Origin of the sequence: Corallococcus sicarius, from assembly GCF_003611735.1 — a bacterium.
In the GTDB taxonomy this organism is placed as follows: Bacteria; Myxococcota; Myxococcia; order Myxococcales; family Myxococcaceae; genus Corallococcus; species Corallococcus sicarius.
This window is the reverse complement of the sequence record NZ_RAWG01000310.1, coordinates 1-11,715: the sequence shown is the minus strand read 5'-3', so window position 1 is coordinate 11,715 and position 11,715 is coordinate 1. Positions and strand designations below refer to the sequence as shown.

The window sequence follows — 11,715 nt, the reverse complement described above, 5'->3', positions numbered from 1 at the left end:
GCCCACCAGCTTCCAGACCGCGGAGATGTACGGCTCCGCCGCTCGCATCTGCCGGGCCGTCTCGCCCAGCTCACTGCCCGGCTCGTCCGTCCGCTTCGGTGGCTCCTGCTCTGCCATGCGGACGCCTCACCAAACCCTGGGAAAGTCTTGGGTTTCCTTCGCCAACCCCGACCCCGCCCATACCCGCGCGGGCGCCGCTTAGCACCGAATGCGCGGCGGGTGCAACCGCTACGGGGTCCCTGGAGGCCCCACCTTCCCCATGCCTCCAGGAAGGGTTGCGGCACCCGCAAGCGCAGCTACCACGGCCTTGCCCGGAGCGGGGGTTTCTCCTCGCGTTTCTCCTCGGGAGATCGCCTGGGGTCAGCAGGCGGGCCGGGGAGCGTCCGGTGGATCAGGGAGGGGCCGCACCCAAGGGGCCTCTTTGGAGGTGACGGGCGGCCGGGCGGAGCGCCCGTCGCCTCTGCGCACCGGGGGGAGGCCGTCGCCAGCTTGCCGGGGGACACGTTTGCCGCTTTCGCTTCCAGGAGCCAAACCATGCCGAAGCCGCTCGAGCTCACCTCGTCGCAGTTCCAGGACGGGATGCCCATCCCCATGGCCTACACCGGGGAGGGCGAGGACCACTCGCCCCCCCTCCACTGGGAGAACATCCCCCCGGGGACCCGGAGCCTGGCCCTCATCGTGGAGGACCCGGACGCACCGGACCCGGCCCACCCGCAGCGCACCTTCTGCCATTGGGTCCTCTACAACCTGCCGCCCAACGCCCAGAGCCTCCCGGACGGGGCCACCCCGGAGGTGATGCCGCCCGGAGTCCGCCAGGGACTCAACGACTTCCAGCGGCAGGACTACGGCGGCCCCATGCCCCCCATCGGCAACCACCGGTACTTCTTCCGGCTGTACGCCCTGGACACGGTCCTGCCGGACCTGGGCCGGCCCTCCCGCGCGGAGCTCCGTGAGGCCATGGACGGCCACATCCTGGGCGAGGCCCAGCTCATGGGCACCTACCAGAAGATGCACCACCGCCGGAGCCACTGACGCCGGGGGACGACGGGCGCTTCAGGGTGCGGGCAGCTCGCGCAGCATCACCGCGGGCAGGCCCGGCACCTTGAGGTACTCCACCCGCGTGGGGCGGGGCTCCACCGGGGGCCAGCCCGGCGCGGCCAGCGCGGCGAGCAGCCCCAGCACCGGGAAGTCGAAGGCCTCGACATGGGGGCCCGAGGCCGGCAGGGGCAACAGGCCCCACGCGAGCGCGATGCGCAGCCGCTCGCAGCGGGCCAGCTGGGGGACGTAGGCCGGCAGGCCCGTGGCCGCGCCGGACTCCAGGAAGCGGCAGAAGGCGATGGCCTCCTCGCGGTTGAGCACCTCCGGCAGCACGTCCTGGAGGAAGCGCAGGCGCAGCGGGGCCAGCTCCGGCCGCTTCGCCTCGTCCACCCACGCCAGCTGCTCCCGCACGCGCTCGGTGCGGTGGTAGTCCATCATCCGCCCGGCGCGGTCCACCACGGTGCGGTCCACCTGCTCCAGCGCCGCGCGCTCCCCCGGCGTCAACGTCAGCGGCGCGAGCGTCTGGCCCGCGTCCCGCGTCCACGCCTCGCGGAAGCGCGGGTCCACGTGCAGCCGCGCCAGTGCTTCCAGCGTCTCCGGGTAGCCCATGTCGTGTGTCTCCTATCCCGTGCGCTCAGGCCGCGTTCGCGCCGCAGCGCTGGAGGATGGCGCGCGCGCGAGCGAGCTCCTCCACCAGCCGCGCGAAGGGCGGAAAGCCGCTGTCCATCTCGAAGTTCACCCCGCGCACCGGGCAGCGCGGCGCCACGTACTCCAACAGCTGCCACACCTCCTCCGGCGACGGCGCCGAGTGGCTGTCCAGGCGCAGCCCCTCCATCGTCATGCCGCCCGCCAGATGGATCTGCACCACGCGCTCCAGCGGCAGCCGGTCCAGGAAGGCATACGGGTCGAACCCGTGGTTGGCCGCGTTGCAGTACAGGTTGTGCAGATCCAACAGCAGCCCGCAGTCCGCGCCCTCCACCACCCGGCGCAGGAAGTCCGCCTCGTCCAGCGTGTTGAGCGGCGTGTGGAAGAGGTACGCGATGTTCTCCACCACGAAGGGCACGCCCAGGTCCGCCTGGGCCGCCTTCACGTTGCGCACGCAGGTGGCCACCGCCTCGTCCGTCAGCGGCACCGGCGTGAGCGCGCGCAGGGGCAGGTCCCCCACGCGCGTGAAGCACAGGTGGTCCCCGTGCCACACGCTCTTCGTGCGCTGGGTGATGCGCCGCAGCCCCTCGCGGTAGCCGGGCGCGTCCACCCCGTCCGAGCCCACCGACAGCTCCAGGCTGTGGCCCACCAGCGGGTAGCGCTTCGCGAGCAGATCCAACCGCCGCTCCGCGTCTGGCGTGAGCGGCAGGAAGTGCTCGGGCGTCAGCTCCAGCCAGTCCACGCCGGGGTTGCCGCGCGCCAGATGCGGGTTGAGGTCCCAGCGGTAGCTGAGTCCCACGCCAAGGAAGGGAAGGCCCACGGTGCGTGCTCCTTCGCGTCAGGCGCGGCGCCGCGCCATCACCTGGAAGTGCTGGCCCAGCACGGCGAAGCCCTCGTGCGCCAGCTTCTCCTGCTGCGCCAGTATCTCCTCGCGCGCAGACCACGCGTCCCACGGCTGCGCGGCGGTGCCCCCGCGCGAGGCGGCCATGGCGTTGAGCATGTCGAAGAACATCACCGGCTTGCCGAAGATCTCCAGCAGGTCCGCGCCCGCGTCCGCCACCGCCTGCTCCAGCTCGCGCACCGTGAACGCGTGCACCGGCAGGCCGTAGGGACACGTCGTCTTGCCATCCTGCAGCAGCTTGAACGCCTCCGCCTGCTTGCCGGACTTCATGTAATAGGCGAACGCCTCATGGCGGTTGTCCACGCCCAGCACCACCGGCGCGCCCGGCTTCGCCACACGCACCAGCTCCTTCACCGCCTGCGGGTACGCGTCCATGCAGTAGGACACCGGGTCGCCTTCACAGAAGACCAGGTCGAACGCCGCGTCCGGCAGCTCCAACGCCGCCACGTTGCCCTCCACGAAGGCCACGCGGTCCAGCAGCCCCTTCGCCGCGAACTGCGCGCGCGCGCCGTCCAACATGCCCGGGGAGATGTCCAGCACGGTGACGTGGTGGCCCCCTTCCGCGAAGCGCGTGCCGAACTTGCCCCCACCCCCGCCCGCGTCCAGCACGCGCCAGGAGGTGCCGTCCTTCGGCAGCAGCGCCTCCACCGGCTTCCAGGTGAGGTGCTCGTAGGCGAGCCAGAACAGCTTGATGGCCATCTGATGGGGGGCGCCCTGGTCGTACCTGGGGGACACCTCGTCGTAGCGGCGCTTGAGGCTGGCGGCGTCGGCGGTGCTCATGGGGGTGCGCTCACTTTCGGGCGAGTCAGGCTTTCAGAAGTTGAAGGAGATCTTCGACAGGATCCGCCGCTCCTGGGAGCCGGCGAAGGGCTGATCCGTGTAGACGAGGAAGATGTCGCTCCACTGGCGGTAGTGCCATCCCACCATCGCGTCCAGGAACGTGCCGCGCACGGAGTTGTAGTCCGCCAGCTCGTACACGTCGCCCTTCTGCAGCGTCAGGCGCGCGTAGAGGTCCGGGCTGAAGTGGTAGCGCAGCTGCGCGTAGCCGGAGAAGCTGTAGCCGTCGCCGGACCGCCCGAAGAGCTGGCTGTTCTCCGGCACGTCGAAGTTGCGCGTGTAGAAGCCGCTGAAGCGCGCGACGATGCGCTCGCCCACCTTGAAGTTGACCACGCCGTTGAGGCCGCGCAGCTGTCCGCCCAGGAAGCGGCCGCCAATGGCCGTCAGCGTGTAGCTCTGCCAGTCGTGCGGGAACAGGGTGAAGCCGAACGTGCCCACGCGGTTCCTGAAGCCCTCGTTGTCGTCATAGACGCCGTCGAAGATGAGCGCGAAGTCGTGGTGCAGGTAGGGCTGCACGTTGAGGCGCTGGCGCCAGCGCGTGCGCACGTGCTCGTGGTTGCGGCGCCACAGCGTGTCCCACGTCACGTCCAGCCGGGGCAGGAAGCGCCACTTGGGGAACGGGTTCAAGAACAAGTGCGAGTTGTAGCCCTGCTTGTCAATCACCGGCGTCCAGCCCAGCGGGTTCGCGTAGTTCTTCCCGATGTCCTCGAATTGCAGCCAGAACTCCGTCAGCGTGTCGAAGCGGTGCAGGCCCACGTGGTACGCGTCCGCGTCCTCGTTGCCCAGCGGGCTCCAGCTGCGAAGCGCCTGCGCCTGGATGAAGAACTCCTCGAAGAGATGGAAGTTGCCGTCCACGCCCAGCGTCTGGAAATCCGAGTCCCCGAAGACGCCGCCCCGGCCGCTGCGGTTGAGCGCCACCAGTGAGATCATGGACCGCTTGCCAATGTCGTGCTGCAGGCGCAGCACGCCGGAGTTGACGTTCTCGAAGACGTCCCTGCCCTCCACGCTCTTGCCGGTGAAGTCGCGGTGCTGGATGTCCATCATCGCGAAGTTCAGGTCGCCCACCTTGCCGGTGAGCTGCAACCCGCCCCACACCCGGTCATGCGGCCGCAGCGCGATGCGGCGCGAGGTGAAGATGTTGATGGGCGCGATGAAGAGGTGCTCGCTCTCCAGGAAGAACTGGCGGCGCTCCGGCAGCAGCGGCGCTTCGGTGTCCAGCAGCAGGAAGCCCTGGTCCGCCTCCGCGTCGCTGAAGTCCGGGTTCGCCGTCAGCTTCAGCGACAGCCACGGCGCCGGGTCAATGCGCGCGTCCGCGCCCACGTTGGGCCGGAACGTGCCGCGGTCGTCGTTGTACTTGAGCGCCACCGTGCTGGCCACGTACGGGGTGATGCTGAAGATGGAGCGCGGGTTGATATCCTTGAGCCCCTCCAGGTGCGGGTAGCGGCTCACCTTCGCGCTATTCATCCCGTCCGGCGTCCAGTTGCTCCACTCCTGGTTGCGCGACTGCTCGCGGTCCAGGAGCATGCCGAAGGACATCTCCTCCTTCTTGTCGAACTGGAAGTTCGCGAACGGGATGCGCACCTCTGAAATCCACCCGTCCTTCACGACGGTGGACTTCGTCTCCCACTCGCCGCGCCAGTTGGTGGAGAACGCCTCGCCGTCATCCACGATGCGCCCGTCGGTGCGCACGCCCAGCGGGTTGGTCCAGAAGTAGTACGCGTTGCGGTGGTCCAGGTACGTGTCGAGGATGATGGTGATGTTGTCCTCCTGGTGGAGGAACATCTCGTTCTGCACCGTGTACCCGGCGATGCGCTCCGGCTTCGAGTCCAGGCAGTGGAACAGGAAGTAGAGGTTGTCCTTGTCGTAGAGGATGCGGACCTTGGTGTCGTCCGGCGCGGGACGGCCGTAGTCCACGCGCGTCAGGTACCAGCCGGCGATCTCCGGCGCGGCCTGCCACGCGGCCTCGTCCCCCTTGCCGTCGATGGTGATGGTGTCGGTCGTCGGCGTCGCCGTGACCTTGTAGGCCGAATCGGCGAATCCCAGGGCGGGCACCAGCGCGAGCAACAGCGCGGTGCCCCGGCGACATGCATGGCGGAAGGGGCTCATCCGGGCTCCGAGTTGGGGGTGAGGGCGGCCACGGGGGCCGCGACAGGGGCGACGTCGGTGGACTCGCGCACCCTCGACACACAGGCGAGGGCCAGCACGAAGGCCGCCGAAGAGACAAGGAACGTGAAGCCGATACCGGCCTTCTGCGCGATGAGGCCGTAGGTGATGGGCGCGAGCACGCCGGCCAGCGCGCCGCTGGAGCCCAGCGCGCCCATGAAGCGGCCGCGCTCCGTGGGTGAAGGCACCTGCTCCACCACCAGCGCGGACGCGGACGAGCGGTGCAGGCCGTCCGGCACCGCGAGCAGCATCCAGGCCACCGCCAGCGAGCCCAGCGCGTACCCGTGCGGCATCCACCCGGAGGCGCCGAGCACCGCCGCCATCACCGCCATGCCGCCCAGGCCCACCGTGATGAGGCCCACGCGCCGGGGCAGCCGGTCCGACAGCCGCCCGCCAAAGGGCTGCACGAAGGCGAAGACGAGCCAGGACACCGCCACCAGCGGCCCCACCAGCTCCCGGGGCGCGCCCTGCTCCACCGCGTACAGCGGCAGGTAGGTGGGGAACAGCGCCAGCGCGAAGGTGAAGAAGAACTGCCAGAGGAACAGGCCCGACAGATGCGGGTGGTCCTTCACGTAGGTGAAGGGGGAGATGAGCCCCCGGAACGCCAGCGTCCAGCCCGCCTGCACCTTGCCGGGCACGGCTTCGGCGCGCGGCGCCGCCCGCGAGTCGTCCAGTGACAGGAGCAGCAGGCTGCCCACCAGGAACAGGCCGCCCGCCAGGAAGAACGTCCCGCTCACCGACAGCGCGCGGATGACGCCGGAGGACGCGAACAGCGCCGCCACGAACACCAGGTTCGACGTGGCGTCCAGCATCGCGAAGATGGTGGCGCGCTGCTTCGTGGGCGCGAAGTCCGCCACCATCGCGTTGGACACCGGCGCCGCGCTGCGCGCCAGGAGCATCTTGAGGATCATCACCGCCGCGAGCGGCTTCGGGTCCTCCACCAGCGCCACCGCCGGCACCATCAGCGACGTGACGAGCGACAGGCCCACCACGAAGGGCTTGCGCCCGTAGCGGTCCGACAGCGCGCCCAGCACCGGCTGCACGAAGATGGGGAGCAGCGAGCCCACGGTGTACAGCAGGCCAATCTCCTGGAACCCCAGCCCGCGCTCGCGCAGGTACAGCGGCATCACCGGGTTGAGCAGGCCCGCGGCCATCATGCCGACGAGCCCCGAGCCCAGCATCACCCGCAGGTTGCCCAGCCCCTTCGTCAGGCCGTACATCTCCCGGATGGCTCGCACGCCCTGGCGGATCATTCCGCCTCCTGCTTCGCGGCGGCGCCCGCCACGGCCGCACGCGGCTCCAACCCCAGCACCTCCGCCACCGCCCGCGTGAGCGTGGGCACCGGCCGCACGTCCAGCGCCGTGAAGGCGCCCGCGTCGAAGCCGCTGCCCTCGGGCACGTACACCGGCACGCGCCCGGCCTGCGGGAACACCTGCTTCACATAGGCCTGGGCCACGCCCAGCTTTCCCTGGAGGAACTCACGCGGCGCGGGCGCGAGCCGCTCGCCGTGCTCGTCCAGCGCCACCCCCGTGCCCAGGAAGGGCGATGGCAGCGGGCGGCCGCTCAAGAGCGCCACCCAGGCGACGAACAGCGGCAGCGACGCGCTCCGCCCATCCAGCGTCACGCCCCGCCCGCGCGGCGACACGTGCAGGTCCGTCTCCTCCCACGGCAACGCGTAGTGCGCACGCCCCAGCGCCGCCAGGTGCTGCGCATGGCGCTGCCACACGGGCGTGAAGGCGTTGCCCCGGGACAGGTCCACCCACAGCCGACCCCGGCCGGGATGCACGGAGACCTCCACGGGCACGACGCGGAAGAGCGCGTGGCCGGCGACGTCCGCCTGCGTGAAGAGCAGCAGCGATGTGGAGGCGGGCGACATGGCGGCGGGCGTCGGTGCGTGCAAAGACAGCCGGGTGGAGGCGTACGGCCTCCACCCGGCTGAAAGGCACTACTCCGCGACGGTCGCGTCACGCACGATGACGGTCATGCCGCCACCGCAGGTGCACTTGTCCGAAGCGGCGGAAACGCGAACGATCTGGGCGTTGGTGTACATGGTGTGTTTCTCCTGGATTGGGGTGTGGGGTTGAAACAAACGACCTGACGACGGGCGGAACTACTCCGCCTGCTGCAGGGTGTCGTTGCTGATGGTCATGCCGCCACCGCAGGTGCACTTGTCGGAAGCGGCGGTGACGCGGACGATCTGGGCGTTGGTGTACATGGTGTGTTTCTCCTTGGTTGGACAGCCACTGCGATGAAGCGCTGCGGAGTGTGAACAGGGGGTCTGACATTCCCTGTCTCCACTCGTTTCGCGCGTCACTCCAGCCGTGAAACACACGTTTCACGGATGGACTCGCATGTGTCCCGGCTTCAAGACACACGCGAAGGACGGAGCCTGGGCATGGCGCGGCCCAACCCCTCTCAAGAGGGGGCTCCACGAAGGTGATGGGGGTTTCATGCCGCGGACGGGGGGTCTTCGCGGCGACTGCGAGGCCTGCGGCGACAGCTTGGAACGACGGCGGACGGCGGCTTTGAAAGGCCTACAAGGACGGCGAGGGCTCGCAGAGCCCCAGCTCCTGGAACTGCTCCACGGTGCGCTGGACGTCCGCGCGGATGTCAGGCTCCTGGTCGATGGCGCCCAAACCCTTCGCGAGCGACTGGACGGCTCCCTCGAGCGACGTGCCGCTCTGGCACAATTCGAAGATGCGCGCGGCCGTCTCGTTCACCCGGAAGACCTCGCCTCCTTCGGTATCCAGAAGGAAGAAGGCTCCGTCCTGCTGCTGGACGATGACACCGGAAGTCGCTCGGGGCAGGCTCAAGACATCCCCCTGGGTAGCGCGAAGATTGAGGTCTCCCAGGTAGACCCTGGAGCCCGGATCAATCCGCGTTTTTATATATCCATGGTTCTAAATGTTTCCATACGTACTGTCAATAGCACGCACACCCAGGGTTGGACCGGATGCAAGTCAATTTTGACGCATGCTCACTGCAACACCGCGTCGTCGCGGTGACGCATCGCGTACGCGATGTGCGCTGGTGGTCGCTGCGACGCGGGGGTGGCTTCACCCGATGGGCCCAGGGATGCCAACGTGCTGCGGGTGAGAGGCACTGAGCGCATGAACCGTCGGGTGGGGACGGTTCCCGAAGAGCAGGGGGCGGCGTACCGCCTCTTCGACGACATGGCCCTGGGCGTGTTCGTGTTGCGGGACGGACTGCTCGTGTACGCGAACGCGGCGCTGGGGCGGCTGCTGGGCGCGCCGCGTGAGGCGTTGGTGGGCCAACCCGTGACGGCGCTCCTGGTGGAACCGAAGGCCGGCGAACCGGTGGACCGGCTGGCGCGGCGGCTGGGCACGGAGCCCGCGGTGGGCACCTACGAGGCCTGGCTGCGCGGCGCGACCCGCGAGGTGCGCGTGGAGCTGACGGTGCAGGCACATGCCAGGGATTGGGTGGTGCAGGCGCGCGATGTGACGCACCGGGTGCGGCGCCATCACGCGCTGCGCGGCCTGGCGGAGCTGGGGTGCGCGGTGCGGTCGCTGGACTCCGAGGACGCGGTGCGCGAGGAGGTGTTCCGGGGGCTGGAGGCGCTGGAGCTGGGCTTCGCGTGGCTTGCGCCCCGGGGCGTGGGGGTGGAGCTGTCCATGGCGTCGCTGTCGCCCCGGCTGGTGCCGCACGCGCCGTCGCTGAGCGGGCGCGTGAGGGTGGAGGCGCAGGGCCGCTGGGCCCCGGCGCTGGTGCGCACCTGGCGCGACGGGGCCTCGTGGGTGGAGGACCTGGGCGTCGAGGCGTCGCGGTTCGTGACGGAAGCGCGCATGGACGCGGTGCTGGCGGTGTTCCAGCGCGTGGAGCACCACCCCGCGGTGGGGGTGCGCATCGACGTGGAGAAGGCGCCCCTGGCCATGCTGGTGCTGGCGGCGGACTGGCTGGACGAGGAGGACGTGGCGGCGGTGCGGCTGTTCGGTCATCAGGTATCGGCCGCGCTGGACGCGGCGCGCACCATCCAGCGGCTGGCCGTGCGCGCGACGGCGCTCACCGCGCTGGGGCGGCTGGCGTCCCAGGCGGCGTCCGCGCCGCACCCGCGCGCGTTCTTCGGTTCGGGGACGGAGGAGATCGCCGGGCTCTTGTCCTGCGACGCGGTGTGCCTGCTGCTGCCGGCGGAGACGCGCCCGGAGCCGGGCGAGCCGCTGGAGCTGGTGTACGCGCGCGGCCTGTCCGAGGACGCGGTGGCCCGGGTGCGCCGTGCGCGCCTGGGGTCGCTGCCCCGTCCGAGCGGGCCGCTGGACGCGGTGCACGTGCTGGACGCGGAGGCGTGCCCCGCGCCCACGCGGGACGCGCTGCGGGCCCTGGCCTTCCAGACGCTGGTGTCGGTGCCGCTGCGGGTGCGCTCGCGCGGCGTGGGCACGTTGAGCGTGCTGTTCCACGCGCGGCGGCAGCTGACCGCGCTGGAGCTGGAGACGCTCCACTCCATGGGCACGCACTTCGCGGCGGCCATCGAGTCCCACCGGCTGCTGGACGAGGTGCGCGGGCGGGCGGAGGACCTGGCGCTGATGCACGAGGTGGGCAAGGCGCTGGCGGCCACGCTGGAGCTGGACCGGCTGCTGGCCACGGGCGTCACCAGCCTGGCGCGCATCGTGGACGTGCCGGACGCGTACGTGCTGCTGCCGGACGCGAAGGGCGAGCGCCTGGCCATCCGCGCGGCGACGGGCAACCACCCGGAGCTGGTGGGGCGCGACGTGTCGTTGGACCTGTCACACCGCTCCCTGGCGGCGGAGGTGTTCCGCACGCGCCAGCCGCTCCGGGTGGAGGACGCGAGCCAGGACACGCGCCTGGACGACGAGCTGCGCCGGGCCACGGGCGGCCTGGCGTACATGGTGCTGCCGCTCGCCGTGCACGCGCAGATGGTGGGCGTGGCGGTGATGGTGGAGACGCGCCGGCCGCGCCGCTTCACGCCCGCGGAGCTGGAGCGGGCGGACGCCATCGCCAACCAGCTGTCCCTGGCGCTGGAGGGCGCGCGGCTGGTGGAGGATTTGAAGAAGAGCTACGGGGAGCTGGCGCGCGCGCAGGAGCAGCTGGTGCACCGTGAGCGGCTGGCCGCGCTGGGCGAGCTGTCCGCCGTGGTGGCCCACGAGGTGCGAAACCCGCTGGGCGCCATCTTCAATTCGGTGGCCACCATCCGCCGCATCATCGGCGCGGACAGCCCGGCGACGCCGCTGGTGGACATCGTGGGGGAGGAGGCGGACCGGCTCAACCGCATCGTGGCGGACCTGCTCACCTTCGCCCGGCCGCCGTCGCCGCACCTGTATCCCGTGTCGGTGACGCAGCTGTTGGAGGAGGCGGTGGGCGGCGCGCTCTCCGACACGGGCGGCAACCCGCCTCCGCCGGTGCGCGTGGAGTGGGTGATGGAGGAGGGCGTGCCGTCGGTGACGGTGGACGAGCGGCTGATGCGTCAGGCCTTCCTCAACCTGGCGCTCAACGCGGTGCAGGCCATGCCCCAGGGCGGCACGCTGCGGGTGGTGGCGCGGAGGGTGTGGATGGAGCGGCCCGGCGTGCAGGTGGAGATCAGCGACACCGGGCCGGGCATCCCGCTGGAGCTGCGCACGCGCGTCTTCGAGCCCTTCTTCACCACCAAGGCGCAGGGCACCGGGCTGGGGCTCGCGGTGGTGAAGCGCATCGTGGATTCACACCTGGGCCAGCTGCTGCTGGAGGTGCCGGAGACGGGCGGCACCATCTTCCGGCTCTTCCTGCCGCTGGAGCCGTCCCTGGTCCCCGCCTCCACCCTGCCCTGACGCGGAGGCGTCGGCAGGGCCGCGGAAGCTCAGGCGCCGTCCGCGCCCAGGATGATCCACATCGCGCCGAAGCCCAGGCCGCACGCCAGGGCCACCACCGCGAGCATGAGCCAGAAGCGGTAGCGCGGGGAGACGGGCCACAAGCTCGCGGCCTTCGCGGGCTGCTTCGGGTTCTTGCGCTTCGCGTCCGCCAGCTCGCGCTCCCGGGCCTTCACCTCCGCGGCCTTGAGCGCCGCGGAGATGTCCTTGTCGTAGCCCACGAGCGTGTCGCGCGTCTTCGTCCGCACCGGGATGGGGCGGGTGTCGGTGGGCCGTTCATCGACGACGGGGGCCTGACGGCGCGGGGCCTCCGGG

10 protein-coding genes and 1 pseudogene are annotated in these 11,715 nt (G+C 70.7%); 2 read left to right on the top strand and 9 right to left on the bottom strand.

Annotation, left to right across the window (positions count from 1 at the left end; translation table 11 throughout):
• Positions 1 to 117: pseudogene (locus D7X12_RS44680) on the bottom strand (AtpZ/AtpI family protein); the annotation flags it as partial.
• Positions 118 to 534: 417 nt separating this feature from the next.
• Here D7X12_RS44680 and D7X12_RS33420 point away from each other — a divergent pair.
• Positions 535 to 1,032: a YbhB/YbcL family Raf kinase inhibitor-like protein gene (locus tag D7X12_RS33420; protein WP_120629275.1), complete on the top strand. Its 498-nt coding sequence runs from the start codon at positions 535 to 537 to the stop codon at positions 1,030 to 1,032.
• Between the two features lie 21 nt (positions 1,033 to 1,053).
• On the opposite strand, the gene D7X12_RS33415 is transcribed toward D7X12_RS33420, so the two are convergent.
• From D7X12_RS33415 to D7X12_RS33380, 7 genes are all read right to left on the bottom strand, one after another.
• Complete coding sequence (locus tag D7X12_RS33415) at positions 1,054 to 1,647, bottom strand: hypothetical protein (protein ID WP_120629274.1); 594 nt, start codon at positions 1,645 to 1,647, stop codon at positions 1,054 to 1,056.
• Positions 1,648 to 1,672: 25 nt separating this feature from the next.
• A complete protein-coding gene (locus D7X12_RS33410) occupies positions 1,673 to 2,503 on the bottom strand; it encodes an MbnB/TglH/ChrH family RiPP precursor modification enzyme (RefSeq protein WP_120629273.1) in 831 nt (276 codons plus the stop codon).
• Between the two features lie 18 nt (positions 2,504 to 2,521).
• A complete protein-coding gene (locus D7X12_RS33405; RefSeq protein WP_120629272.1) occupies positions 2,522 to 3,364 on the bottom strand; it encodes a class I SAM-dependent methyltransferase in 843 nt (280 codons plus the stop codon).
• A 33-nt stretch (positions 3,365 to 3,397) separates the two neighbouring features.
• Positions 3,398 to 5,527 carry a carbohydrate binding family 9 domain-containing protein gene (locus tag D7X12_RS33400; protein ID WP_120629271.1) on the bottom strand — a complete coding sequence of 710 codons (2,130 nt, stop codon included), beginning with the start codon at positions 5,525 to 5,527 and terminating at the stop codon, positions 3,398 to 3,400.
• Positions 5,524 to 6,837, bottom strand: a complete 1,314-nt coding sequence (locus D7X12_RS33395) for an MFS transporter (protein ID WP_120629270.1) — start codon at positions 6,835 to 6,837, stop codon at positions 5,524 to 5,526. Before D7X12_RS33395 ends, D7X12_RS33400 begins: the two co-directional genes overlap by 4 nt.
• Positions 6,834 to 7,460, bottom strand: coding sequence for a hypothetical protein (locus D7X12_RS33390; RefSeq protein WP_120629269.1), 627 nt, complete (start codon positions 7,458 to 7,460; stop codon positions 6,834 to 6,836). Before D7X12_RS33390 ends, D7X12_RS33395 begins: the two co-directional genes overlap by 4 nt.
• Positions 7,461 to 8,118: 658 nt before the next feature.
• Complete coding sequence (locus tag D7X12_RS33380; protein WP_158620171.1) at positions 8,119 to 8,397, bottom strand: PqqD family protein; 279 nt, start codon at positions 8,395 to 8,397, stop codon at positions 8,119 to 8,121.
• A gap of 297 nt (positions 8,398 to 8,694) precedes the next feature.
• Here D7X12_RS33380 and D7X12_RS33375 point away from each other — a divergent pair, with 297 nt between their 5' ends.
• Positions 8,695 to 11,361 (top strand): ATP-binding protein, encoded by a 2,667-nt coding sequence (locus D7X12_RS33375; protein WP_120629266.1) that lies wholly within the window; start codon positions 8,695 to 8,697, stop codon positions 11,359 to 11,361.
• A 29-nt stretch (positions 11,362 to 11,390) separates the two neighbouring features.
• On the opposite strand, the gene D7X12_RS43140 is transcribed toward D7X12_RS33375, so the two are convergent.
• A partial coding sequence (locus D7X12_RS43140) for a hypothetical protein (RefSeq protein ID WP_158620170.1) occupies positions 11,391 to 11,715 on the bottom strand: 325 nt, incomplete at its 5' end.